Below are 25,298 nucleotides of genomic sequence, written 5' to 3' on the forward strand. Positions count from 1 at the left end.
ACCGAAGGAACCGGGCGGATGGTATACTCGGGTAAGAGTGACAGACTGACAGGAGGAGAAGACATGAGCACGGTGGCAAAAGCGATGACCATCGCGGGTTCGGACAGCGGAGGCGGCGCCGGCATCCAGGCGGACCTGAAGACGTTTCATCAGCTCGGCGTCTACGGCACCAGCGCCATTACGGCGGTGACAGCGCAAAATACGCTGGGAGTGGCAGGGGTCTACCCGCTGCCGACTGAAGCGGTGACGCAGCAGATCCGCGAAGTCCTGCGTGACATCGGCGCGGACGCGGCCAAGACGGGCATGCTGTTTGACGCCGCGATCATCCGGGCGGTGGCGGAGGAAGTGCGCGCGTTTCGCCTGGAAAAGCTGGTGGTCGATCCGGTGATGGTCGCCAAGGGCGGCGCCAAGCTGCTTTTGGACGAAGCGATTGAGGCGCTGAAAACACACCTGCTCCCGCTGGCCGAAGTGGTGACGCCCAACCTGCCGGAAGCAGAGTGCCTGACCGGCATGACGATCCGCACACCAGCCGACATGCGGGAGGGGGCAAAGGCGATTCACGCCTTGGGCGCACGCCATGTCCTGATGAAAGGCGGACACCTGGACGGCGATGAGATCGTCGACATGCTGTACGACGGACAAGCGTTTTACGAAATGGCCCACAGCCGCATTCAAACCCGTCACACCCATGGGACCGGCTGCACCTTTTCCGCCGCCCTGACGGCGGAACTGGCCAAGGGAAGACCGTTGGTGGAAGCGGTGGAGCGGGCCAACCGGTTCATCGTCCAGGCGATCGCCACCGCACCGCAAATCGGCGGCGGGCACGGCCCGACCAATCACTGGGCAGCCATTGAATAAAACTACGGCAAGAGCTCGAGGTCTCCTCGAGCTCTCAGTTTGCAGACAAAGTCCGCGGCGTATGGGAGAGCGGGCCCGCTCGCTCGCTTGACGCCCAGCAAAGAAGCGAATGATGTCCGCTTCAAAACGAGACGCGGGCAGGGGACAAACATCTGGGTATTTCGAGGAAGTGAGACTTGTGTCCCCTGTTGATTCCCGCGTCTTCGTTTTTCCGCTGAGTCGGTCGTCAAAGGAGCTCGCTTGGCCCATCCCGCCATGCGATGCCCATTGTCTTCCGCTTCGGTTGATGAATGGGCAGGCCTTTCGGCCTGAAAATCATTTTTAAAGTCCGTAGTGCGTTCCACCGGCCGCAGCCGATCATTTGATGCCAACGGTAAAGTCCCCATTCAGTTTCGCGGGATAATCGGACAGGGTAAATCGATACGTTGATGGAACACCCTTTTCTGTTTTCCGCTTGAACAGTTCGCCAAAATACTGGACGCCGCCGTACGCGTAGGAAGTCCCCTGAACATGCTCGTACTCGTTGCCCCGGTCGTCATACAAATCCCGGACTAACGGGTGAAGCTGGTGAAGATCGCCCTCCTCCACCCTCAGCGCGAGGTCCAGCCCCACCACGTCTTCGTTCTGCCGCAGGGCTTCCACCCGCAGTCTGTCGTCCGGCGCCTGCAGCAGCCGGCCGGTTTTCGCGTCGATGACCACGTGCAAGTTCTCCTTGTCCAGGGCCCGGATGCCGTCGGCTGTGACATACAGCTTTTCCGGCGGGGTAAAGTAGCTGCTCTCCAGGTAGTAGACCACGCTGTCCTCATCGACCGAATGGCTGGATACGCCGTTTCCCCAGAAGGCGAATGACTCCCCTTTTTCATTGACCAGACGAAGGTTGTCAAAGCCGAAGATGCGCTTGCTGTTTTTCGGGTCGAAGCGGATGGCCACCTCCGTCTGCGTCGGATAGACGGTGACGCGCTCCACCGTGATGGCCTGACCGTCCACGATCACGGTTTTGTTGACGGGATATACTTTTTCTGTCAGGTCGGCATATGTGGACTTGTCGATCGGGATGTCCACGGACAAGGGTTCCCATACCTGATTGTCTACGGACAGGGTGACCTTGGCGGTGATGCGGTCCGGGATCGGGACGTCATCTTGCCAGTAGACATCCAGTTTGTTTTGGCTCACGACCGCCTCCTTGTCAGCAGGCTTGTGTGACCAGGAAAAGCCTGCCTTCAACTGGTTTCCCTCCGGATCGTACAGTTCCAATTTTTCCAGCTTCGTCACATGTCCCGGCTCCGCATTCTTGATCGTGTACACAATCAGCATCCGTTTTTGGTCCATCAACACCTGATCCACCGTAAAGCTCACCTTGCCGCGGACGGCCGACCGGCCAACCTGCTGCGTCAAACCGTGCTGGGCCGCCATCTGCAGTCCCTTGTCGTACTGGATCAGCTCCACCAGCGGCTTCAAGCCGGGAACGCGGCTGACGTAGGCGGCGACGGCTGGGGAGAGGCGGATGGAGAAGACCAGCCCCAGCATCAGCACGCAGGCGGTCAGCGCAGACCAGCCAATCCGGTGCAGCCGCTGCGTGCGCATCTGCCGCCGCCGGGCTTCTGCCATGCCGGCCAGGATGTAACGATCTGCCTGTTCCGGGACCGCCACATGCTGGTACCGCTCCCTGATCTCGGACAGCTGCTGTTCCGTTTGCTCCCAGTCACGCACCGTGATCACCATCCTTTTCCCAGATCTTCGCGCAGGGCGCCGAGCGCTTTGTGCAGCCACGTCTTGATTGTGCCTTCCGGGTGACCGAGCAGGGAGGCAATTTCCCGGATGGTCAAATCTTCAAAGTACTTCAATATGATCACCTGGCGCTGGACCGGAGCCAGGCGGGACAGAGCCTCGTCGATCTGCAGCCGGCTGTCGGTGTCCTCCACATGGGCGGCCTCCCGCTCGGTCGGCTCCAACTGCCAGCGCCGCTTTCGCTTTTGCTCGTCAATGCAGGTGTGAATCATGATCCGTGTCAGCCAGGTGGAGACGTAGGCGGGAGTTTTCAGTTTGGAGAGCTTCAGGTAGGCTCGACAGGTCACTTCCTGCAGCGCTTCCAGGGCGTCCGTCTCGTTGCGGAAAAAGGCGTAAGCCACCCTGTACAGTTTTTCCTTGTGTGCGCGAATCAATTGGTAAAACGCGTCGTCGTCTCCGCGCTGCGCGGCCGCGACAAGCTGTTCCAGGTTCACGTCAACCCCTCCCGTCTTATTAGACGCCCGGGAGCGGCAAACGGTTTTGCCTGCGCGTGGTTGATCCGCTGTCCAGATTGAACCGTTGCGGAGGGGCGGGAAAAGGCCGAGCAGTGGCTGCGCCGCTTCACACAAACGTGCAGTAAGTGCCAGCCAGGTTTCTCCGCGGTGGAGATGTTGGCGGGCAGGAGATACTAGCATGAGGAGGGAACCAGCCATGGAAACGATGACGTTGGACAAGGCGAAAGCAACGGCCGGCAGCGATGCCAACCTGTTTGAGCCCGATTTCGTCTTCTTTGAACCGGCCGCGCTGGACTATCCGCTGGGCCGGGAACTGTACCGGCGGTATCAACAACAAGGCCTGCCTATCCGGATGACGACCAGTCACAATCAGGTGCGCGGCATTCCGGGAGAGACAGAGGTGCAACAGTACCGCAATGCCAAGCGGACCTTGGTGGTGGGCGTGCGGAGGACACTGAAGTTCGAGCAGTCCAAGCCGTCTGCCGAGTACGCCCTGCCGCTTGCCACCGGCTGTGCTGGCCACTGCCATTACTGCTACCTGAACACCAACATCGGCACCAAGCCGTACATCCGCGTCTACGTCAACACGGACGAAATCTTTGCCCAGGCCGAGCGGTACATCCGCGAGCGAGCTCCGCAGATTACCCGGTTTGAGGCCGCTTGTACGTCAGATCCGGTCGGTATCGAGCACATTACCGGCAGTCTGAAGCGGGCCATCGAGTTTTTCGGCAATCAGCCGCTGGGGAGGCTGCGGTTCGTCACCAAGTTTCATCATGTAGACTCCCTGCTCGACGCCCGACACAACAAGCATACCCGCTTTCGCTTCAGCATGAATGCGGACTACGTGATCAAGAACTTTGAACCCGGCACGTCCAGTTTTGAACAGCGACTGGAAGCGGCCGGAAAAGTGGCCCGGGCCGGCTACCCCCTCGGCTTCATTCTGGCGCCGCTGTACCGCTTTGACGGATGGGAAGCGGGCTACACCGATCTGCTGGAGAGGCTGCGGCAGCAGTTGGCACCGGAGGCATTGGAGGACCTGACGTTTGAGCTGATCCAGCACCGCTTTACCACCGTGGCCAAGAAGCTCATCTTGCAGCGATATCCCAAAACCCGCCTGGAGATGAATGAAGCCGATCGCAAATACAAGTGGGGGAAGTACGGCAGAGGCAAATACGTCTATCCGGACGAACAGGCCAAGGAACTGCAAACCCACCTGGAGCAGGAAATTGCCCGGCTGTTTCCGCAGGCCAAAATCGAGTACTTTACCTGACGCCGCCGAAGATCGATCGAGCATGCACGGCCGGCCTGGGAGCACGCCCGGCCGGCCTTCAGGCAGTATGCTGCCCATGTTTCCCAAGTGAATCGAATCTTTTCGACAAACCATGACCGTCCATGCTACAATATGGAGTGCTCTCATATCGTGGGAAAGGATTTGTACATAGTCATGAAACCCATTTTGCTTACCGTCGAGGGGCCGATCGGTATCGGCAAAACATCGCTGTCCCGGGAAATCAGCAAGGCTTTCGGGTTGCAGCTGTTGGAAGAGATCGTCTACGAGAATCCGTTTCTGGGGAAATTTTACGAAAACATCGCGGAGTGGAGTTTCCAATTGGAGATGTTTTTTCTTTGCAACCGCTACAAGCAGCTGCAGGACATCCGCTCCCAGTACCTGCAGCAGGGCGTGTCCGTCGTGTCCGATTACAACATTTTCAAGAACACGATCTTTGCCAATAGGACCCTTGACGGCGAAAATTTGCCAAAGTATTTAAAGATTTACGACATTCTCACCGAAGGCCTGCCGCAAGCCAACCTGGTCGTCTACCTGACCGCTTCGATCGACACCGTCATGAAGCGGATCAAGATGCGCGACCGGGACGTGGAGCGCAACATGGATGTGGGGTACATGAAAAACCTGATCGCCGATTACGACGAATTTATGAAAGCGTTTGAACAGCGTCATCCCGATACGCCGGTGATCAAGTTTCACTGCGACGATCTGGATTTTGTGCACAGGCCGGAGGATCTTGCCTACGTGCTCGGTCAGATCGGGCCGCAGATCAGGGCGCTGCAGGAATCGTGAGCGATTCCGCAGACCAACCGCAACTACAGGAGAAGGAGTTACGTCATGTCAGGATTCAGGAACAGCCATCTTCGCGAAAAATACGGCATACCGAGTAACGCGGTGATTACCATTGGCGGAACGGTCGGGGTGGGCAAGTCCACGTTTACGCGCGCGCTGGCGGAGCTGTTGGGCTTCCGCGTCTCCGTGGAAAAGGTGGACAACAATCCATATCTGGGCCGCTTTTACGAGGACCTCTCGCGCTGGGGCTTTCACCTCCAGATTTTCTTTCTGGCGGAGCGCTTCAAGGAACAGAAGCGCATGTTTGAATACGGCGGGGGGTTCGTTCAGGACCGTTCGATTTACGAGGACACGGGCATCTTTGCCCGCATGCTGTACGAACAGGGGCACATGACCGAGGAAGATTACCAGACCTACTCCCAGCTTTTTGAAGCGATGGTGATGACCCCGTACTTTCCTCATCCCGACCTGTTGATTTATCTGGAGGGCAGTTTTGAGGAGATTCTCAGCCGGGTAAAGGAGCGGGGGCGGCCGATGGAACAGCGCACCCCGATCGAGTACTGGCGGGATTTGTACGAACGGTACGAAGCCTGGATTTGCTCGTTTTCCGCCTGTCCTGTCCTGAGGATCAACATCAACGAGTACGACGTGGTGGCCGACCAGTCCTCGGTGGAAGTGGTCCTGTCCCGGGTGGCGGAAAAAATCCGCCTGGGCCGGTCTTTCCGCCGCTAGGCCGCGAAGTGATCCCCCTGACGGCGTGTGTCATGCCGCATCCAGGGGGATTTTTTTACAGCGGATCGGCGCGATTGTCAGTCCGTAGGACCTGTCCTGTCGCGAAGGGCGAGGTTCTCCGCATTGCGCTGCACTTCGAGGTGAGCGAATTGGCTTTGGACCAATCCGGCTGTGGTATAATAGTGGCATCTTGGAAATCAAAGGAGCTCAGAAATGGCAGAAGATTGGTTTGAACGCAGCTTTCGTGAAGATTACGTGCTGGTGTATCAACACCGCGACGATGCTTCGGCAGACGAGGAGATCGCCAATCTGCTGGAGCGGCTGCCGATCAAGCGCACGGGCAGGGTGCTGGACCTCTGCTGCGGGAGCGGACGTCACTCGCGAGCGTTGGCCCGCCGGGGATACGACGTGGTCGGGGTGGATTTGTCGTCTGTCCTGCTGCAGTTGGCAGAGGAGCAGAACTCATTTCCCAACCTGCGTTTTTACCGCTACGACATGCGCCACATCCCGTTTCGGGAAGAGTTTGACATCGTCGTCAACCTGTTTACCAGCTTCGGTTACTTTACCTCCGACGCGGAAAACGAACAGGTGGTCCACAACATGGCCGCCGCATTGAAACCGGGCGGTGAAGTCGTCATTGATTACCTCAATCCAGCCTACGTCAAGGCTCATCTCGTGCCGCGCTCGACGAAAGAGGTCACCGGTTTGTTCATTGAGGAAGAGCGCTGGATCGAAGACGGGTTTGTCAAAAAGCGGATCGTCGTCAACGATGCGGAGCAGTCCGAGCCCCGCATCTATCTGGAGCAGGTGCGCCTGTTCTCCGTGGAAGAGATGACGGCCATGCTGCGCCGGGCCGGTTTTGAACGGATCGAAATTTACGGCGATTACGAATTCCGGCCGTACGCAGCGGAAACGTCACCGCGCATGATTTTCTACGCCCATAAGTGTCAGGCGACGAGCTGATCAGCGTGACTAACCGGACGTGTCAGTGAATAAGATGGTGATAATTCCGTTCACTGAACGAAGGGGGCGTGCTGATGACCAGACTGACACTGGAACAGGTGAAAGTGTACATGAACAAAGTGCCCGGCTGGAGGCTGGTGGAAGACCGGATGGCGTTGGCCCGCACGTACCACTGTGCCGATTTTGCTTCCGCCGTCAGCTTTGTCAACCGCGTGGCGGAGCAGTTGGAACACGACAGCCAGCATGTGGAAATCCTCATCTCCGGCGGGGCGGTCACGTTTACGCTGACGACCCGGGACGCGAAAGGACTGACGGGTAAGGATTTTGCCCTCGCCCAGACGATCAGCAAGGTTAGCTAGAACGGCAGTTGCGCCGCCCTGTTCATCCGGGCGGCATTTTTGTTTGGCGGCTGGGTCTGGTAAAATGGGGTTGTGCACATAATGAAACGGAGGGAGTCACATGGATATTCACCAGCACGCTCAGTTGATTGCGGTTCTGGAAAAGGACTTTCGCGGGCAGGCGGCCGAGATTCAGTTTACCCAGTGGGACAGTGACGGCGAAGACGAGGAAGTGACGCAGTTTCGCGGTGAGTTGAGTGACGTGCGGCTGTCGGACAACGAGTTTGGGGAAAAGGATTTGCAGATGTCGTTTGCGATTGACGGCGACCAGGTCGTGGACATCCTCATGGAGATTCCAGCAGATGAAGAGGATTTGGCCGCTTTTGTCGACGGGCGTCTTTCCATTTTCGGCACGGAAGCTGAGATCGTCCTGAAACGATAAGAAACCGGCTGTTCTGTACACTTGCAATAAACGGCCAGTTTGGCTGCATGCGACAGGAGGCAGGAAATGGCGGATGATCACGATGGTCACGCGCTTGAAACCTGTGTGCATTGTGGTATGATGAGAACGTCAACTAGAGTTGATTGGCAAAGGAGCAACAGCGATGAAAGCTAAGACGACAAAAGAGTCCCGAACCATCCAGGCTTCTCTGGTACTGCCGTCCGATACCAACTATCACAATACGATGTTTGGCGGGAAAATGATGTCCTATATCGACGAAGTGGCAGCCATTGCCGCCATGCGCCACTGCCGTCGGCCGGTCGTCACCGCATCCATCGACTCCATCGACTTTTTGACCCCTGTCAAGATGGGCCAATCCATCTGCCTGGAGGCGATCGTCTCCTCGACGGGTACGACGTCGATGGAAGTGTTTGTGAAAATCATATCCGAGAACTTGATGACCGGGGAGCGTGCCCTGACTGCTACCTCGTTCCTGACCTTCGTCGCTCTCGACGAAGACGGCAAGCCGACACCGGTTCCGCCGGTCATTCCGGAAACAGAAGAGGAAAAGTACCTGTTTGAGACCGCCGAAGAGCGGAAGCAGATGCGCAAGGAACGAAAGCGCAGCACGGAAGCGTTCGTCGGCCAGTTAAACATCAAGAAAAACATTTGACCCGCATTGTCACAGCAGAAAAAACCCCGCGGATGTTCATCACATCCGGCGGGGTTTTGTTGTGTCATCTGTGGATGCTGTTCTCATTTGTGTCAACAGGATCGCGTCGGAGGGGCGGGGAAAGACCTCGCCTGTCTCATGACCTCCTCACTCCACAAAACGCTTTCGGATCTCCGGTGTGGGCAGCAGGCATTGTTCCTGTCGTCCAAACCAGCGATAGCGGTTGCGGGCAACCCAGTTGTACACACAGTCCCGTACAGGACGGGGAATCATTAGTCCCAGCGAGGAGAGCAGAGGCCACCACCCGTTCAGCTTGCGGCCGACGCGAAGGATTGCGTCAGAGCGGGTGTACAGCCGGTCTCCTTCGATCAGCACGACGGTGCGCAGCTCGTCTGCGAGAAAGCTGTGTCCGGCGAGCAGATGGCGGGCTGTCTCCGACTGAAGCGAAGCAAAGCGGATCTGTCCGGCTGGATCGCGCGGGATGATAAACCGGACAGCGCCGTGGCAGAGGTTGCAGACGCCGTCAAACAGCAGGATGACTTCCGAGCGGGGCGGCTTGTTCATCGTAAGCGCCTCCTGTCACGTAAAATCGGTGCGAAAGAGGAGGGGGCATGAACATGTCAGGCCAACCGCAGACGGCATCATCTGGTTGCGAGCCGCCGCAGTTTCCTCCCCCTTTCAGCATACCAGATCTGCGGCTGCTTCTCCATTGTCTGGAAACGATGGAGGCGGTTTCATAAAACCTTACCAGACCAGCACACCGCTTCGGATCAGCTCTTCTGCTTTGGCCATGTCGACGTGCATCTCCCGGTCTTCCGTCAGGCGCGGAATTTCGCGACGGATGAGCTCATAGGCCCGCTGTGTGCCCTCTCCCAATCGGCCGCTGCCAAACTCGATTGCCTGGGCAGCCGCCAGGTATTCGATCGCCAGCACCTTGGCCGTATTGGCGACAACGGTGCGCAGTTTGCGCGCAGCTGTCGTGCCCATGCTGACGTGATCCTCCTGGTTGGCTGAGGAGGGGATCGAGTCGACTGAAGCGGGATGGCACAAGACCTTGTTCTCCGAGACGATCGACGCCGCAGCGTATTGGGTGATCATGAACCCGGAGTGCAGTCCGCCGTGTTCCGTCAAAAAACCGGGCAGGCCGCTGAGCTGCGGATTGACCAGCCGTTCTGTTCGCCGTTCGGAAATGTTGGCCAACTCGGCGATCGCAATGGCGAGAAAATCGGCTGCCAGCGCCATGGGCTGACCGTGGAAGTTGCCGCCCGAGATCACCTCTCCGGTGTCGGAGAAGAGGATGGGATTGTCGGTAACGCTGTTGCATTCCCGTGTGACGGCCGTCCAGACGTATTCCAGTGCGTCGCGCGTCGCTCCGTGGACCTGGGGAATGCAGCGAAGGCTGTACGCGTCCTGGACGCGCAGTTCGCCCGGAGCGGTTGTTCGTTCGCTGCCGTGCAGGTGAGCCAGCAGCCGGCGCGCTGACTCCTGCTGCCCCGGATGCGGGCGGGTGAGATGGAGCTGCGGATCAAACGCTTTCGGGATGCCGCGCAGCGCCTCCACGGTCATCGCGGCGATCACCTCGGCGCTCTCCATCAGGATGCGGGCGTCATGCAGGGCGATGGCGAGCAAGGCTGTCATCGCCTGCGTGCCGTTGATCAGTGCCAATCCTTCCTTGGCCTCCAGGCGGATCGGCTCCAGGCCGGCGGCTTGCAGTGCCTCAGCGCCGGACAGGCGCTTGCCCTGATATTCCGCTTCTCCCTTGCCCAACATCACCAGAACCATGTGGGCGAGCGGGGCGAGGTCACCGCTGGCGCCGAGTGATCCCTGTTGGGGGATGATGGGGTGGACGCCACGATTGCACATCTCGACCAACAATTGCAGCGTTTCTTCTCTTATGCCGGAATACCCTTTGGCCAGCGCGTTGATGCGCAGGGCCATGATCGCCCGGACCACCTCTGCCGGATAGGGCTCCCCCATGGCGCAGGCGTGGCTGACAATCAGGTTTTCCTGCAGTTGGTGAATGTCCGCGTCGGGAATGACGACGTCGGAAAATTTGCCAAAACCGGTGGTAATGCCGTACACCACGCGACGTTCCCGCACCATGCGGTCCACCAGGGAGCGGGAGCGGCGGACCTGTTCTGCCGCTTCGGGGTGAGTTGGATTTTTGCCCCGCAGCGGGCAATGGCTGTCACCTGATCAATCGACAAATGATTGCCATCCAGAAAAATGACGGTTTGTTGATTGCTCATGTTTGTCCTCCTTTTACCAATTAGTGTGTCATGCACATGGTTTTTTCTGCGTTAGCAAAGCAGAGAACAAAAAGGAAGAGGGGATAGGATGTTTGATCCTATCCCCTCTTTCAGGGTATCTATGCAGTTGGCAAAACGTGCGAGACGCCCGCCTGGCATGCGTTTCCCTACTTTCTGTCCTCTCGAATATTTAGATGATTTCATCTTTTTTAATTCTACCTGATCGAGACAAGCAGTCAAGGGGGAATCCCGTCACGGCGTTTGCTCGGCAAAGGCAAAAAACGGGCTCAGCTATATCGGCATAAGTAGGCAGGTGTCGTTTCTCGGAGAGGGTGAATGTCATACCATGTACTGTGCGATTTTACCAGAAAGGATGTGTGACTGTGGAGAAACGACGCAAGATTCCGCCGATGCCTCCGGCGATGCCAATGCCCAAACGGAAGCCGAAGGAAAAGCCGCTGCCACATATGCCGTCACCGAACATGCCGTCGCCGAACATGCCGTCGCCGAACATGCCGTCGCCAAACATGCCGTCACCGAACATGCCGTCACCGAACATGCCGTCGCCGAACATGCCGTCACCGAACATGCCGTCGCCAAATATGCCGTCGCCGAACATGCCGTCGCCAAATATGCCGTCGCCGAACATGCCGTCACCGAACATGCCGTCGCCAAATATGCCGTCGCCGAACATGCCGTCGCCAAATATGCCGTCGCCGAACATGCCGTCACCCAATATGCCATCGCCCAACATACCGAGGAGACCACCGTGTGTTCGGCCCAACTTGCCCTTCAGGCCGCCGAACGTCAGCCCCAATATGCCGCACCCGCCCAGTTCCGAATGGCGCAGGCATGACAGAAGGAGGGGCAGCGACCGCGATTGGGAAAAATACTATTACCACCAGGAGCGGATGCATCACTACAAGCAAAGATGCGAGCAGTACCGTCATCATCGCCGAAAATACGGCAAGTACTACGAACTGTACTCGCACCACAAACGGAGAATGCGCCACTACTACGAACGCTGCATGTATGAGAGCACGGGTTGCAGTTCGTGCGGATGCGACTCGTCGTCCTACCGCTCCAGTTCCAGTTGCGGCTGCGGCTGCGGTGGCCGGTGCCGCTCCTAAACAAATAATACGCAGCGACGCCGTTCCCAGTGAGCGGCGTTTTTGCGTGACGCGCTCCTGCATGAAGCGGTTCGTTTGGGGAAACCTATCTGCCAAACGAATCAACGAATCATCAAAGGAGACTGGAAATGGAGCACTACTTGTCAGAGCAGTATCGGGAAGGATTGCAGGCGTTTGGACGAATGATGCCCGAAGCGCTGAACGCTTATAACCGGTTTACCAGCGAGTGTTTTTCCCCTGGCGAGCTGTCGTCAAAGGAGAAGCACCTGATGGCACTCGGCATCTCGCTGTTCGCCGGAAATGAGCACTGCATTGTCTATCACCTGGAAGCGGCGCTGTCGGAAGGCGCGAGCGAACGAGAAATTACCGAGACTGTGGCAGTGGCAGGGGCGTTCGGTGGGGGGACGACGCTGTCGCACGGCGTCATATTGATCCATGAGGTCATGGAAGAAAAAAAGCTCAGCGTGTAGACAAAGTACGTGGCGCATGGGTGATCGGGACCGCTCGCTCTCTTGACGACCAGCAAAGAAAGTAGATAGCGTCCGCTTCAAAACGCGACGCGGGCAGGGGGCAAACATCTGGGTATTTCGAGGAAGTGAGACCTGTACCCCCTGTCTTCCCCGCGTCTTTCGTTTTTCCGCTGGGCAGGTCGTCAAAGGAGCTCGCTTGGTCCATCACTCCATGCCATGTCCTTTTTCTCCACCTTCGGTTGATCGGTGTGCAGGCCTTGCCAACCTCCATGCAACCTCCACGATAAAAAAGCACGTTGTCTTCAGTTTGTGCGGAGCAGCCCGACAGGGGCTGCTCTGCTTTTATGTAAAAATATGGGATTGTCTGCTTGGCTCACTTCTCAGGTATAGCCGGTCAAATGGCACGTACAATGTACTAATCGCTGCACAAGCTGTAGAAATGTCGTGCCGAGAGGAGGAATGGCAGTGACGAACGGATTGCAGGATCAGTGGAATCACTGCTGGATCAACGGGGAGAAACACTGCCTGCCGACTGCGCTGGACGTGACGAATCCCGCGACGGGAGAGATGGTCGGCAGGGTGCCGCTGGGAGGCGAACGAGAAGCGCGGCTGGCCGTCGATGCGGCGGCACAGGCCTTTCCGCAATGGGCTCAGCTTCCAGCCCAAACGCGCGCCGGTTACCTCATGGAGTGGGCCGAGCGGATCGTCCGGGACCGGGACGTGCTGGCGGAACTGTTGACAGCGGAACAGGGCAAGCCGCTGGATGAAGCGCGTGACGAGCTCGAAGGTGCCGCTGCGTTTATCCGCTGGTACGCCGAAGAGGGAAAACGCGCATACGGTGAGGTGATTCCCGCCTCCAGACACCAGCAGCGCATCATGGTGCTGCGCCAGCCCGTAGGTGTAGCCGCGCTGATCACGCCGTGGAACTACCCGGCCGCGATGGTGGCGCGCAAAATGGCTCCGGCGCTCGCGGCGGGATGCACCGCAGTGCTGAAGCCGGCACGGCAGACGCCGTTGATTGCCGTAGCGCTGTTCGATCGTCTGATGGAGACGGGGCTGCCCGCCGGAGCGGCCAACCTGGTGACGGGCGCGGCCGATGCGATTGGCGGCACGTGGCTGTCTGACTCCCGTGTACGCAAAATTTCGTTTACCGGCTCTACGGAAGTGGGCAAGCAGTTGATGCGCAGGGCGGCCGACCAGGTCAAGCGGCTTTCGCTGGAACTGGGCGGAAACGCCCCGGTGATCGTCTTTCCCGATGCCGATCTGGAGCGGGCAGCCGAAGCCATCGTCGCCAACAAGTTTGAAAATGCCGGACAGATGTGCAACGGGATCAACGTCATTTACGCCCACCAGGAGATCGCAGACGCGCTGACCGAGCGGATCGTCGCCCGGGTGCGCCATTTGCGGGTGGGGGCGGGGACGGAACCGTGCGTGCAGGTGGGGCCGCTGATCGACGAGAACGCTGTTCACCGGGCAGAGCAGTTGGTGGCGGACGCCCGTGAAAAAGGCGCGCGCGTCCTGACGGGCGGTTACCGGCTGACGGCGGGGGCGTATGCTCGCGGCCATTTCTTTGCACCCACCGTGCTGGACGGCGTCACCCGTGCCATGGCCGTCACCCGCGAGGAAATTTTCGGCCCGATTGCCCCCATTGTCCGTTTTGCATCAGAGGAAGAGGTGCTCCGCTGGGCCAACGAGACCCCGTACGGGTTGGCAGCGTACGTCTTCACGCGCGATTTGGGCCGCTCCTGGCGGATGAGTGAAGCGCTGGAGTTTGGCATGGTGGCGGTAAATGGCACGTCGCTCAGCGTTCCGCAGGCGCCGTTCGGCGGGATCAAGGAAAGCGGCGTTGGGCGCGAAGGCGGGCATCACGGCTTGGCCGAATTCATGGACGTCAAATACGTTGCTTTGACACTGCCTGATTGAGAGGGGAAGGTCAACCTGACGATGCCATAGAGAGGAGTGGGTATCGATGACGGAATCAGCAAGAGGACTGCTGAGCGTGGAAGAATTGGAGCACGCCATGCGCAGAGGCGAGATTGACAATTTGATGATCGCCATCGTCGACATGCAGGGACGTCTGATGGGAAAGCGGTTGACGGCCGATTACTGCCTGCGCAGCGGTCTGCGCAAAGGGACGCACTTTTGCACCTACCTGTTGGGGACCGATATGGAGATGAATACGCCGCCCGGCTACGCGCTGATGAACTGGGAGAGCGGGTATGGCGATTGGCTGGCGATGCCTGACTGGAGCACGCTTAGAATCGTGCCCTGGCAGGAGAAGACGGCACTCGTCCTGGCCGACGCAGTGGACGAACAGACCGGCCAGTTGATTCCCATCGCGCCGCGCAGTGTGCTGAAACAGCAGCTGGAAAAAGCGGCAAAGCTGGGATTCAGGCCGTTCATGGCGAGCGAACTGGAGTTTTACCTGTTCCGGCAGACGTACGAAGAGATTCATCGCGGCGGGTACGAGGAGCTGCAGCCGGCCGGCCATTACAACGAGGACTACAATCTGCTGCAGGGAACGAGAAATGAACACATTTTACGGAAAATTCGGAATCTGATGCTGGCAGCGGGCATTCCCGTCGAATCGTCCAAGGGAGAAGCGTATGTCGGCCAGCACGAGATTAACATCCACTATGCGGATGCGCTGCAGTCGGCCGACTGGCACGTGCTGTTCAAGCACGGGGCAAAGGAAATCTGCATCCTGGAAGACTGCGCCGTTACGTTTATGGCCAAACCCCACCACCAGTGGACCGGCTCCAGCGGCCACCTGCACCTCAGCTTGTGGGATGCAGACGGCAGGTCCAATCTGTTTTTTGATGACCAGAGCCAGCCGTACGGCATGTCGGCGCTGATGCAGCATTTCCTCGCCGGAGTGATGGCCCACGTACGGGAGTTTTCGCTTTTCTATGCGTCGACAGTCAACGCATACAAGCGTTATGCCCCGGATAGCTGGGCACCAGTGCACGCAGTGTGGAGCCGCGACAACCGTACCGCCGGTTTCCGCATCGTGGGTGAGGGCAGCAGCCTGCGGATCGAGTCGCGGATTCCGGGCGCGGACATCAACCCGTATCTGGCGTACGCAGCGATGATCGGATCAGGTCTGCTCGGCGTGGAGGAAAGGCTGCCGCTGCCAGGGGAGTGGCGGGGCAACGCCTACTTGGCCGAGGGCGTTCCGCGGGTGCCGTACTCGCTTTACGAGGCGATGAATTTGTGGCGGGAGAGCGAAGCGGTTCGCCGCGTATTTGGCGAAACGGTTGCCGAGCACTACTACAACATGGCCCGGGTGGAACAGCAGGCGTTCAACACCGTGGTGACGGCGTGGGAGCGGGCCCGTTATTTCGAACAGGGATGAGGAGGAGGCAAATATGCGTTTGCAGGACAAAGTGTGCGTCATCACCGGAGCAGGCAGCGGCATGGGACAAACGGCAGCAGCCATGTTTGCGGCTGAAGGAGCCAAGGTGGCCGTCTTTGAAATCAGCGAATCGGCTGGCAGAACGACGGTGGAACGGGTACAGGCGGCGGGCGGCGACGCGTCGCTGTTCGTCTGCGATGTGGCTGACGAGGAGAGTGTCAAGGCGGCTGTAAACGCCACCCTGGAGCGGTATGGCAGGATTGACGTTCTGTACAACAATGCGGGGATCATGCCTGCGGAGGATCACTCCGTCCTGGATACGCCCGTCGAGGTGTGGGACCGCGTGATGGCCGTCAACGTGCGCGGCACGTTTCTGATGTGCAAGCACGTGATTCCGGCGATGATCCGGCAGGGCAAAGGCTCGATTATCAACATTGCCTCATTTGTGGCCTTCATGGGCTGCAGCGTCCCGCAGGATGCCTACACCGCTTCCAAAGGGGCGGTCGTTTCGCTGACGCGCTCACTGGCCATCCAATTCCGTCCCAAAGGAGTCCGTGCCAACGCCATCTGTCCCGGTCCGATCGAAACGCCGCTGTTGACCGAATGGCTGGTAAACGACGAAGAGGCCCGGCGCATCCGTCTGAGCCGGCAGCCGTCCGGCCGTTTCGGCAAACCGGAAGACATCGTTCACTGTGCCGTCTATCTCGCCTCCGACGAGTCCGACTGGACCAACGGGGCGATTCTGAACGTGGACGGCGGCATCACCTGCAACTACTTTTAAGCAGCCCGGCTGGTCCGGGACGTTCTTCATAACGACAGGGGGAGGGAAGCGGGATGCTGCTGCTGGGCCTGGTCCTGTTACTGCTGACAATCGGTGTGGCAGTCGCGATCGGCTACCGCGCCAATGAAAGCGTTCGCCGGTTTGACGAAAGCCGGCACGAGAGTTTTATCGGTTCCAACCGGAACACCTGAGCGAAAGGAGGAGTCGCGGATGCAACGAGACAAACAGCAACAGATTCTGGAGGACAAGAAGGACCTGAACAGGTTCGGATATGCCCAGGAACTGCTGCGTGACATGGGGGGATTCTCCAATTTCGCGATTTCGTTTTCCATCATCTCGATTCTCACCGGAGCGGTGTCGCTCTACGGCCACGGCCTTACCTACGGCGGGCCGGGCATGATGGGCTTCGGCTGGACGATCGTCGCCCTGTTCGTCCTGCTGATCGCCGCTTCCATGGCCGAACTGGCCTCCGCCATCCCGACTGCGGGGGCGCTGTACCACTGGGCAGCCATCCTCGCCAACAAGCGCTGGGGATGGTACACCGCCTGGATCAACCTGATCGGCCAGATCGGGATCGTCGCCGGGATTGACTACTCGTTCGCCCTGTTTGCCGATCCGCTTTTGGCCGGCACGTTCGGGTATACGTCCACGGAGACGACGACATTGGTGCTGTTTGGGATCACCCTGCTGCTGCACGGCGTGTTCAATCACATCGGGATTCGCCTAGTGGCCAGGCTGAACGACTTTTCCGCCTGGTACCACATCGGCGTCGTCGTCATTCTGGTAGGCAGCCTGGCCTTCTTCTCCCGGCACGAACTGCAGCCGTTGGACTATCTGTTCCAGGTGGGGCAGACGTTCTCTGACAAACCGTACGCCCTGGCGTTCCTGATCGGTCTGCTGCAGGCGCAGTGGACATTTACCGGCTACGACGCATCCGCCCACACGATCGAGGAAACGATCAACCCGCGGGTTCGCGCCGCCTGGGGCATTTTCAGTTCCGTAGCCTTTTCATTCATCTTCGGATTTGTGATGCTGGCCTTTGTGACTCTCTCCATCAAGGACGCGGCCGCCGCGAGCGGGGCGGAGAACGCCTTTATCTACGTCATCAGCGAAGCGCTGGGCGGGACGTTCGGGACGGCGGTGCTCTGGCTGGTGACGTTTGCGATGTGGTTTTGCGGCCTCTCGTCTGTCACCTCGTTTTCCCGGATGCTGTACGCGTTTTCCCGCGACAAGGGTATTCCGTGGAGCCGCCATTGGGCACAAATCTCCGTCCGGTACCGCACGCCGGCCAAGGCGATCTGGCTGGTGGTTATCCTGTCCTTTGCCCTGGCACTTTTCGACTACATTTTGAAACGGATCAATCCGGATACCAGCTACACCACGCTCGCTTTTCTGACCGCGGTGAGCGTCGTCGGTTTGTACGTTGCCTACGGCATCCCGCTCTACCTGAAACTGCGGGCGGAGGCAAAAGGTCTGTTCCGGCCCGAGCATTACGGCCCGTGGAATCTCGGTACATGGAGCAAGCCGATTAACGTGATCAGTCTCATCTGGATCGTCTTTATCAGCATCGTAATGGTAATTCCGCCCAATCAAAACGCAGGTTTCGCCTTGATCGGCATGTTCCTGCTCCTGCTGGTCATGGATCTGGCCTACTATCGCCGTCACTTCCCGGGGCCGCAGGCAGCGCTCGACACGTCGGAGGAGGAGATTAAGCGACAGGAGTCACGGTTTGAAAAATGAGCGGAAACGACCAGCCCTTCCAATCTTGGAGGGGCTGTTTCTGTGCTGACAGTCATACATTCAGATGCAATTATGAGAGAATAGAACTATTTTTAGTAAAATGCGAAAATTAGAAATTTACGTTGTTTGGACAAGTGGTCTATAATGAAATTGTTCCCGCATCTTCAAAAATTCGCCAATTAAGGATAAGGGTGTCTTTTCATGTACTTCCTTGAAAAAAGGCTGGCCAGCCCACCCGGCTTAGGGCGGATTGATGAATGAAGGGAACACACATCGATTTTATCTGTTCATCAATAATGAGGAGGTTATTGTTCGTGAAAAAGGTCGTCACGGTCGCCCTTGCTCTTACCCTCGTGTCCGGCGGCATGCTGTCCGCATCGGTCGGCGCGGCTTCCACCAACGTTCAAACCTCTGCCAACTTCGCGTCGGTTGAAAAGGTCGGTTCCGTCCAGCCGCAAGTACTTCCTGCCATCGGCGTAGCCGCCCTGACCGGCGTAGCTGCAGGTGTCGGGAAATACGTCGGCGAGAAAGCTGCTGCATGGGCGCACAAAAAGTATCAACAAAGATGGTCCACTGTGCCTCTGCACGCCAACCAAAACCTGGAAGTTGTGTTTGACAACTAAACCCGGTTTGACTGACAAAAAAGAGGGGAGCGTCCGTGTCTAGGACTCTCCCTCTCTTTTCCCTTCTCCAACCTGTCTGGAAAGGTGGTCAATTCGCGTGGAACTCGGCAAATGGCAAAAGCGACTGCTTGTGTGTTTTCCCGTATTGCTGGTTGCCCTGATGCTGTGGCATTTCAGCATGGTCCTGCTGCACGTGATACCGTTTAACCCGCTGACAAACAAATGGCGGCACATCGTCGACAGCTATACCCATCCGCTTTTTTCGCAAAACTGGCACTTGTTTGCTCCCAATCCGGTGAGCCATAACAGAACGATTTACATACAGGCAAAAGTAAAGGACGCCAACGGCAGCCTGGTGGAAAGCGACTGGGTCGACATCACCACCCCGCTGATCACCGCCAACTGGGAAGATCGCTTTTCGCCCATCAACCGCATCATGCGTTTCGGCGGGGGCGCGTTCACGCAGGCGTTTCATCAGGATGACGTGATCAACATGTTTGAAGAAAAGAAACAAAAGCGAAACAAGGAAGATCTGAAGCTCCCCAAAGAGGATCTGGAGCTTCTGGATGAATATCGAAAACAAGGGGTGCACCTGTTGTACCGCTACGGCTTTTCCAATGTACCCAAGTACTTTGCCGGCCAGGACGTGGATTCGATTCGCCTGCGTGTCCTCATCCGCTCCAGCAAGCCGTTTTCGGAACGCCACAATCCCAACTATGAGGTCGAAAGTCAGTACGTGGAGTTTGACTGGAAACGATATGAACCTGTGGTGTCTTCAATCTGATAGAGAAGGGGGAGTCCGTACATGGGTAACGCCTTGCGCGCCAACACCAAGCGTCACTGGTTGGATTGGCTGTACCGCGAAGAGTTTTTGATCGGGGCGTCGCTGGCGCGAATCGGATTTGGCCTGATCATTCTGTACATGTACCTGATCCATTACGCGCAGCGCTACCTGCTCTGGTCGGACGCGGGGTTGATTGACCACGAGACCTACGTGGCCGCTTCCATGAAAGACCATTCGTACTCGCTGTACATGTTCAGTCCTTCGCTGGCCTATTTTGACCTGATCTATCACCTGGGAATTGTCGTCACCATCCTCTACCTGATCGGCTGGAAAGGGCGCATCATCTCGGTGCTGAACTTTATCTTCACCATCTCGCTGATGGACCGCAACGTGCTCATTTCAGACGGCGGCGACAACATCCTGCGGCTGGTGCTGTTCTATCTGCTGTTTGCCAACACGACCGCCTACTTTTCCGCAGATGCAAAAGAATACTGGCGCCGTCGTCCGCTGGTGGAACACACCATGTGGTACAAAATCAAGGCGGTGCTGCACAACTTCGCCGTGCTGTTCTGCATCATCAACCTGTGCATCATGTACCTCGCCTCCGGCCTGTACCAGGTGATGGGGGAGGTCTGGCACAACGGAACGGCGGTGTACTATATCCTGCAGGTGGACGAGTACAGCCACCCGTTTTTCCGAGACCTGATCCTTCATAACGACGTCCTCATCGTGCTGTCGACATACGCTGCAATCATCGTCAAGCTGGCGTTTCCGTTCCTGTTGTTCAACCGCATCACGAAGTACCTGGTCGTCGGCGGCGTGATTGCCTTTCACACCGGCATCGCCGTCGTCATGGGGCTGATCACCTTCTCGGCGATTATGTGCATGATCGACTTTTTGCTGATTACCGACCGGGAGTACCTGCGCATGCATAATGGCCTGGCCCGGCTGTGGCGCCGCGTCCGTCTGGCGCTTCTGACCCGCACCCGTAGGCTCGGGCGCATGGAGCCGGTACGGGCTCAGCGGGTGATCGTGTTTTACGACGGCTGGTGCCCGATGTGTCAAGCCTCGGTCCGGACGCTGAAGAAGCTCGACTGGTTCGGACTGCTGCGCTTTGTCTCGTTCCGGGAACCTGGCGTCTGCGACATGTACGGCCTGGACCCGCAAAAGGCGGAACAGCGGATGCACAGCAGGCGGGTGAACGACACGGTCATGCGTGACGGCATCCACGCCTTCATCCAGATCAGCAAGCGGCTGGTGCCTATGTGGCCGATCAGTCCGCTCCTGTGCCTGGCCAACCTGCTCGGCATCGGCCAGAAGGCGTATGATTTCGTCGCTTCCCGGCGGACGATCCTGCCTGCCGGCGGCTGCGATGACGCCTGCTATTTGCCGCAAGCGCGCCCGGCCAAACAGGACGCGTAACCAGAAGGACGCGTAAGTCAAGGCGTGATACGGCCTCGTTCGCATACGGCAGGAGCGCAGCAAGAACAAAAGGAGGGCTATGATGGAACAGCGGTACCAGCTCGTGTACAAGAAGACAAAAACATATCGGATCGACTACACGTACGACAATCGGCAGCGTTCGCAGGTGGATTTGTGGCTGGCCCTGCCCGCACCCAGTATGTCACAGCGCAACATTCGCATCCTGTCGCAGACGCCTCCGCAGGAAACGGCTCTGCTGCCGACCGGCAACCCGCTCGCCTACTATGAAATTGGCGCGGGGCAGCGGGTCGTGCTTTCGTTTTCCTTTGACGCGTACGAGACGCGGCTTGTCCCTGTTAAAGCGTCGGGGGACCAGACGGTGCGCGAAACGGACGGGGCGGCGGTACTGACCGATGAGGAGCGGCAGTTTTACCTGCGCTCCACCCCGCTCGTACCGGTGACCGATGAGATTCGCGAAGAGGCGCTGCGCATCGTCGGAGATGCTCGCGAGCCGATCGAACAGGCGCGCAGATTATTTGACCACATTGTCGCTCATTATCGCTATCACTGGCCGCCGCAGGAACGGGGCGCGCTGGCGATGCGCTGCCACAAAAAAGGAGACTGCGGCGAGTTTGCGTTTTTGTTCGCAGCCTATTGCCGGTCGTTGGACATTCCCTGCCGGACGGTGATCGGCGCATGGGCGACTGGTACATTCCAGCCGCATGCGTGGAACGAGTTTTTCGTCGACGGGGTAGGCTGGATTCCGGTTGATGCCAGCGTAGCCGCCGTGATGAAAAATCCGGTGAAACAGCTCGCCTTCGTCACCCGCTACGGGACGAGAAGCTCAGGCCGCAGTTATTTCGGCAATCTGGAAGGCAAGCGGATCATCTTCAGCTTCGACAGCAGTCTGCCGCTGATCCCCGCCTACCCGGATGACACTCAGCCCCCCGTGCCTGAGGGGTACCAGTCGTTCATGGTCGGGGGAGAAATGCTGGCCTGGGGCTACCGATCCCAGCAGGGAAACGCGCCCTACCTGCAGCCGGCATATGTCCGGTTTTCCGGAAAACCCGAACCCGACAAGGTGTCGGATTACATGGGGACCTGGCGGGTGCATGAGACCGCGTTTGGTTCCGCCGCGTCCCTGTGGATCAAGCGCATCTCGTTTGTGCTGTTTTTCCTCTTTCTGTTTTTGTACCACGGACTGTCGCTGTTTCAGATGCGGCTGGAGCGGCTCAATACCCTCAGCACCGCCTTCTTTACCCTGTTGCTGCTGACGCTGATCCTGCGGCGGGAAGCGTATTGGGTGACGTATCTGTTTGCTGTCCTGATGACGTTAAGTCTGCTGTCAAGCTTTCAACTTTACTGACCCAGGGAGGGCGTCGTTGTGAAAATGTCGTACAGTTTGATCAAGCAGCGGTGGAACCGCGAAGGGAAGATGGCCTGGGGCAAATGGGCTCAGTATTCGCTATTGGGGATTGTCCTCAGTTCCCTGCTGTTTACCTTGTGCGTGCTGGCGTTTCAAGCGATCGAGCCCGCCGTAAAGCCGCTTTTGGTGACGCTGTGGCAGGCCGCCTCGCTGCCGCCCGAGCAAACCGGTCAATTGGTGATGACCCTGCTCAACGTGATGTGCCATTTCGTTACGTTCAGTCTCATCGTTCACCTGTCGGGAAAAAAGGTGAAGCAGGCGCCGTTTAAGGTGGGGACGGCTGCATGTGTGACCACCTGGCTGGTTCCCTGGCTGTATTACTCGGCCGAGCTTGTAAACGGCACCGGATTCGTCACCAGTTTGCTGGAAGTGGTGGAGATGCTGCTCTATGTCTTTACGCTTTTTTTGGCGGTTTATCTGCCTTACGAGCGGTTTATCAAGGAAGCGCCGCAGGGAACGGAGCAGACCTGCCTGGAACATAACGGATTGGCCTAAAGAAACCGGCAGCCGCCAAAAACAGCCATCCCGCAGTCTTCATTGCCGGGAGGGCTGTTTTGTCTTTACTGGTTGGCAGATGTTCCTCTGCACTTGATGGAAAAAGAAATTCGTGCGATTCCGCTCGTATCCTTGTATACTCATAATAATCAAAATGTTTCGCGTAAAGGAGTGGAGAGAGATGAACGAACAGCTGGCCATCGAACTGCGGGATGTTTCCTGGCAGCGAGAGGAGAGGTATATCCTGCGCGGGATCAATTGGCAGGTAAAACAAGGAGAGCACTGGTGTCTGGTGGGGCAGAACGGCTCCGGCAAGACCAGCCTGCTGAACATCATCTGCGGCTACGAGTGGCCGACGGCGGGGCAGGTCTCTGTATTGGGCCAGCGCTACGGCACGGTGGACCTCCGTGAGGTGCGAAAATCAATCGGCTGGGTCAGCTCAGCACTGATGGCCCGACTGCACGAACGCGAGACGGCACTGCGGGTCGTCCTCAGCGGCAGGGAGGCGAGCATCGGGTTGTACACGGCGCCTAAGGAGGGTGATCTGCAAAAGGCAGCGGAACTGCTGGAGATGTTTGGGTGTGCATCGCTCATCCACAGCCCCTACCGGACGCTCTCCCAGGGAGAACGGCAAAAGGTGCTGATCGCCCGGGCGCTGATGGCATCGCCGCGCCTTTTGATATTGGATGAGCCGTGTACCGGTCTCGACCTGCTGGCCCGGGAACAGCTGCTGGACATGATCAGCCAGATCGCTCGTCAGCCGGACGGTCCCACGCTCTTGTACGTCACCCATCACATCGAAGAAATCCTGCCGTGCTTCACGCATGCCCTGCTGCTGAAAAACGGCGAGGTGGACCGGGCGGGGCGAACGGCTGACGTCTTGACAGAAGCCGAACTGAGCCGCTTCTTCGGTGTGCCGATCGCGATTCGGCAGGCACAGGGGAGGACCTGGGTCAGTCTGGCAGAGACGTCGTCCGCTTGTTAGCCGCTTTTTCGACGGCATGCCTCTCCGCATTCGTGTATAATACTAGGTAGAATCAATGACATTTTGGAAGGAGAGGAGAGATGGAGGCTTGACCAATGTAACCGCGTTGATAGCCGATTCCACCTGGGCCATTCTCACCTATGAAGAAGCGTGGAAAAGCTACATCAACAGCTATGTGATCGCCAAAAACAACGCGTTTGTGCTGATTGACTCCCATCTGCGCAAGCACCGCTCCTATTTTCAGCAGGCGCTTGCGGAGATTGGAGTCAAACCGGAGCAAATCGGTTACGTGTACTTCACGCACCGACACGCTGACCACATCGGAAACGCCGACCTGTTCCCCTCCCGTCACAATTGGATTCACCTGGATGACTATTACGAGCTGGACGATTTTTCCCAAACCTTGTTCGGACATACATTTACCGGTACCGGCGGGGACCTGCCGCTGCTGCAATTTCGCCAACTTCCGTTTCATACCGCAGGTTCCGTCGCTTTTTTTGACCCCGAAACCAAAGTTTGTTTTATCGGCGATCACCTCAGCTTTTTTGCCAAGCCGATGCAGCGAGTGGTCGATTACGGGGAGGACCTGCGGGAATCGTGGCGGCAGTTTCTCCTTCGCTGGAAAGAGCAGGAGCCGGAGAAGGCGGCCGGCATGGCGGAAGGCCTGGAAATGCTGCTCAGCTGGCCGATTGAGCAGCTCGCCACCGGTCATGGCACCGTTCTTTCGGGCGACATCGCTCCGTTTCTGCAGGAACTGATCGCCTTGGCCCGCCAGCCGTAAAAAGCGCCAGCAAGCGAAAAAAAGCCTCACCCGGCATGGGTAGAGGCTTTTGTCCATTCTTGCACCCGCTTTTCCAGCTCGGCCCGGTTCAGACAGAGCGCGACACCGGCATGGGTCATCAACTGGTGCACGTGGGTGATGGCCCGCTCGTAGTTGCCTTTGGCCGCTTCGATTTCGGCCAGACAAAACAACTTCCAGTCGCGCGACGAACGTCTGCCGTCGATCAGACGAAAGGCTTCCAGCGCGCTGTCGATTTCCCCCAGCCGGGCGTGGGAGCAGGCGATCACGCCGAGCGAGTCGGTCATGCCGTGATCGCGCTGATAGACGCGAAAGGCGATCTCCAGGGCTTCGCTGTAACGCCCGAGGCTGAAGTAGACGTAGGCCAGATTGAAAAACAGATAGTGAATCAACGCCTGGTTAAACAGGGACGGCTGTTCCTTGCAGATGTTCAGTCCCTGCACAATGTATCTTTCCGCCAGTTCGTAGTTGCCGGCCATGATCTCGTGCGTTGATTTGTCCAGCATCGCCACGGAACGGGAGCGGTTCCGCCGGTAGGAGGCGTCCAGCCAGCGCATCCGCTTTTCCGGATGGCGTTTGTACAGATTGCCAATGTATTGAAAGCGAAACGGCCAGTGTAGCCTGAAGAAAGCCACGAGCAGCACGGCCGCTACGCCGGACAGTGTCGATGTGACGTTCAGGTCTAAATATTCCAAGCGGTTGACACCCTT

At 58.0% G+C, this 25,298-nt stretch carries 26 protein-coding genes and 1 pseudogene; 21 read left to right on the forward strand and 6 right to left on the reverse strand.

Translation table 11 applies throughout. The features are described 5' to 3' along the window. Window positions 1-63: 63 nt before the first annotated feature. Window positions 64-858 (forward strand): bifunctional hydroxymethylpyrimidine kinase/phosphomethylpyrimidine kinase, encoded by a 795-nt coding sequence (thiD, locus tag IRT44_RS12955; RefSeq protein WP_230076783.1) that lies wholly within the window; start codon window positions 64-66, stop codon window positions 856-858. Window positions 859-1,215: 357 nt separating this feature from the next. Here the strand turns inward: thiD and IRT44_RS12960 are convergent, their stop codons facing one another. Both IRT44_RS12960 and IRT44_RS12965 read right to left on the reverse strand, forming a co-directional pair. Further along, window positions 1,216-2,568, reverse strand: a complete 1,353-nt coding sequence (locus IRT44_RS12960; protein WP_230076784.1) for a DUF4179 domain-containing protein — start codon at window positions 2,566-2,568, stop codon at window positions 1,216-1,218. Between the two features lie 5 nt (window positions 2,569-2,573). Further along, on the reverse strand, window positions 2,574-3,080 hold the full coding sequence (locus tag IRT44_RS12965; protein ID WP_171566480.1) for a sigma-70 family RNA polymerase sigma factor: 507 nt from the start codon (window positions 3,078-3,080) through the stop codon (window positions 2,574-2,576). 217 nt (window positions 3,081-3,297) lie between these two features. On the opposite strand from IRT44_RS12965, the gene splB reads away from it, so the two are divergent. The 7 genes from splB to IRT44_RS13000 all read left to right on the forward strand — a co-directional run bounded on the left by splB (window position 3,298) and on the right by IRT44_RS13000 (window position 8,329). Then, window positions 3,298-4,371 (forward strand): spore photoproduct lyase, encoded by a 1,074-nt coding sequence (gene splB, locus IRT44_RS12970; RefSeq protein WP_230076785.1) that lies wholly within the window; start codon window positions 3,298-3,300, stop codon window positions 4,369-4,371. A gap of 174 nt (window positions 4,372-4,545) precedes the next feature. After that, window positions 4,546-5,181, forward strand: a complete 636-nt coding sequence (locus IRT44_RS12975) for a deoxynucleoside kinase (protein WP_230076786.1) — start codon at window positions 4,546-4,548, stop codon at window positions 5,179-5,181. 45 nt (window positions 5,182-5,226) lie between these two features. Then, complete coding sequence (locus tag IRT44_RS12980; RefSeq protein ID WP_171566483.1) at window positions 5,227-5,913, forward strand: deoxynucleoside kinase; 687 nt, start codon at window positions 5,227-5,229, stop codon at window positions 5,911-5,913. A 213-nt stretch (window positions 5,914-6,126) separates the two neighbouring features. Next, window positions 6,127-6,876 (forward strand): class I SAM-dependent methyltransferase, encoded by a 750-nt coding sequence (locus IRT44_RS12985; protein ID WP_171566484.1) that lies wholly within the window; start codon window positions 6,127-6,129, stop codon window positions 6,874-6,876. Between the two features lie 74 nt (window positions 6,877-6,950). Continuing rightward, window positions 6,951-7,235: a 4a-hydroxytetrahydrobiopterin dehydratase gene (locus IRT44_RS12990; RefSeq protein WP_230076787.1), complete on the forward strand. Its 285-nt coding sequence runs from the start codon at window positions 6,951-6,953 to the stop codon at window positions 7,233-7,235. Between the two features lie 100 nt (window positions 7,236-7,335). Next, window positions 7,336-7,656, forward strand: a complete 321-nt coding sequence (locus tag IRT44_RS12995) for a hypothetical protein (RefSeq protein WP_171566486.1) — start codon at window positions 7,336-7,338, stop codon at window positions 7,654-7,656. 163 nt (window positions 7,657-7,819) lie between these two features. After that, window positions 7,820-8,329: an acyl-CoA thioesterase gene (locus tag IRT44_RS13000; RefSeq protein ID WP_171566487.1), complete on the forward strand. Its 510-nt coding sequence runs from the start codon at window positions 7,820-7,822 to the stop codon at window positions 8,327-8,329. Window positions 8,330-8,476: 147 nt separating this feature from the next. Here the strand turns inward: IRT44_RS13000 and IRT44_RS13005 are convergent, their stop codons facing one another. The 3 genes and pseudogenes from IRT44_RS13005 to IRT44_RS13015 form a co-directional block, all read right to left on the reverse strand. Then, window positions 8,477-8,893: a thiol-disulfide oxidoreductase DCC family protein gene (locus tag IRT44_RS13005; protein ID WP_230076788.1), complete on the reverse strand. Its 417-nt coding sequence runs from the start codon at window positions 8,891-8,893 to the stop codon at window positions 8,477-8,479. Window positions 8,894-9,073: 180 nt separating this feature from the next. Then, window positions 9,074-10,578, reverse strand: a pseudogene (gene hutH / locus IRT44_RS13010) (histidine ammonia-lyase). 361 nt (window positions 10,579-10,939) lie between these two features. Further along, on the reverse strand, window positions 10,940-11,395 hold the full coding sequence (locus IRT44_RS13015) for a hypothetical protein (RefSeq protein WP_230076789.1): 456 nt from the start codon (window positions 11,393-11,395) through the stop codon (window positions 10,940-10,942). Window positions 11,396-11,836: 441 nt separating this feature from the next. Between IRT44_RS13015 and IRT44_RS13020 the strand changes: the two genes are divergently transcribed. The 13 genes from IRT44_RS13020 (at window position 11,837) to IRT44_RS13080 (ending at window position 24,570) form a co-directional block, all read left to right on the forward strand. After that, entirely contained in the window at window positions 11,837-12,178 is a 342-nt protein-coding gene (locus tag IRT44_RS13020) for a carboxymuconolactone decarboxylase family protein (protein WP_230076790.1), read from the forward strand. A 465-nt stretch (window positions 12,179-12,643) separates the two neighbouring features. Continuing rightward, on the forward strand, window positions 12,644-14,101 hold the full coding sequence (locus IRT44_RS13025) for an NAD-dependent succinate-semialdehyde dehydrogenase (protein WP_409978418.1): 1,458 nt from the start codon (window positions 12,644-12,646) through the stop codon (window positions 14,099-14,101). Between the two features lie 46 nt (window positions 14,102-14,147). Next, complete coding sequence (locus IRT44_RS13030) at window positions 14,148-15,533, forward strand: glutamine synthetase family protein (RefSeq protein ID WP_230076791.1); 1,386 nt, start codon at window positions 14,148-14,150, stop codon at window positions 15,531-15,533. A gap of 13 nt (window positions 15,534-15,546) precedes the next feature. After that, complete coding sequence (locus IRT44_RS13035) at window positions 15,547-16,314, forward strand: SDR family NAD(P)-dependent oxidoreductase (protein WP_171566495.1); 768 nt, start codon at window positions 15,547-15,549, stop codon at window positions 16,312-16,314. A gap of 53 nt (window positions 16,315-16,367) precedes the next feature. Then, window positions 16,368-16,505: a hypothetical protein gene (locus tag IRT44_RS13040; RefSeq protein ID WP_171566496.1), complete on the forward strand. Its 138-nt coding sequence runs from the start codon at window positions 16,368-16,370 to the stop codon at window positions 16,503-16,505. A gap of 19 nt (window positions 16,506-16,524) precedes the next feature. Next, entirely contained in the window at window positions 16,525-18,054 is a 1,530-nt protein-coding gene (locus IRT44_RS13045) for an amino acid permease (RefSeq protein ID WP_171566497.1), read from the forward strand. Window positions 18,055-18,368: 314 nt separating this feature from the next. Continuing rightward, a complete protein-coding gene (locus IRT44_RS13050) occupies window positions 18,369-18,677 on the forward strand; it encodes a hypothetical protein (protein WP_171566498.1) in 309 nt (102 codons plus the stop codon). A gap of 97 nt (window positions 18,678-18,774) precedes the next feature. Next, the gene (locus tag IRT44_RS13055; protein WP_171566499.1) at window positions 18,775-19,461 is read left to right on the forward strand and encodes a DUF5819 family protein; all 687 of its coding nucleotides are present in this window, start codon (window positions 18,775-18,777) and stop codon (window positions 19,459-19,461) included. A gap of 21 nt (window positions 19,462-19,482) precedes the next feature. Then, complete coding sequence (locus IRT44_RS13060) at window positions 19,483-20,883, forward strand: DCC1-like thiol-disulfide oxidoreductase family protein (protein ID WP_230076792.1); 1,401 nt, start codon at window positions 19,483-19,485, stop codon at window positions 20,881-20,883. A gap of 82 nt (window positions 20,884-20,965) precedes the next feature. Continuing rightward, window positions 20,966-22,249, forward strand: a complete 1,284-nt coding sequence (locus tag IRT44_RS13065) for a transglutaminase-like domain-containing protein (RefSeq protein WP_171566501.1) — start codon at window positions 20,966-20,968, stop codon at window positions 22,247-22,249. 18 nt (window positions 22,250-22,267) lie between these two features. Then, window positions 22,268-22,804: a hypothetical protein gene (locus tag IRT44_RS13070; RefSeq protein WP_212132785.1), complete on the forward strand. Its 537-nt coding sequence runs from the start codon at window positions 22,268-22,270 to the stop codon at window positions 22,802-22,804. Window positions 22,805-22,985: 181 nt separating this feature from the next. Beyond that, window positions 22,986-23,789 (forward strand): ABC transporter ATP-binding protein, encoded by an 804-nt coding sequence (locus tag IRT44_RS13075; RefSeq protein WP_409978419.1) that lies wholly within the window; start codon window positions 22,986-22,988, stop codon window positions 23,787-23,789. Window positions 23,790-23,877: 88 nt separating this feature from the next. Then, on the forward strand, window positions 23,878-24,570 hold the full coding sequence (locus IRT44_RS13080) for an MBL fold metallo-hydrolase (RefSeq protein ID WP_230076793.1): 693 nt from the start codon (window positions 23,878-23,880) through the stop codon (window positions 24,568-24,570). A 26-nt stretch (window positions 24,571-24,596) separates the two neighbouring features. Here the strand turns inward: IRT44_RS13080 and IRT44_RS13085 are convergent, their stop codons facing one another. After that, window positions 24,597-25,283: a tetratricopeptide repeat protein gene (locus IRT44_RS13085; protein WP_171566504.1), complete on the reverse strand. Its 687-nt coding sequence runs from the start codon at window positions 25,281-25,283 to the stop codon at window positions 24,597-24,599. Window positions 25,284-25,298 lie beyond the last annotated feature (15 nt).

Origin of the sequence: Brevibacillus sedimenti (assembly GCF_020923495.1) — a bacterium.
In the GTDB taxonomy this organism is placed as follows: domain Bacteria; phylum Bacillota; class Bacilli; order Brevibacillales; family Brevibacillaceae; genus Brevibacillus; species Brevibacillus aydinogluensis.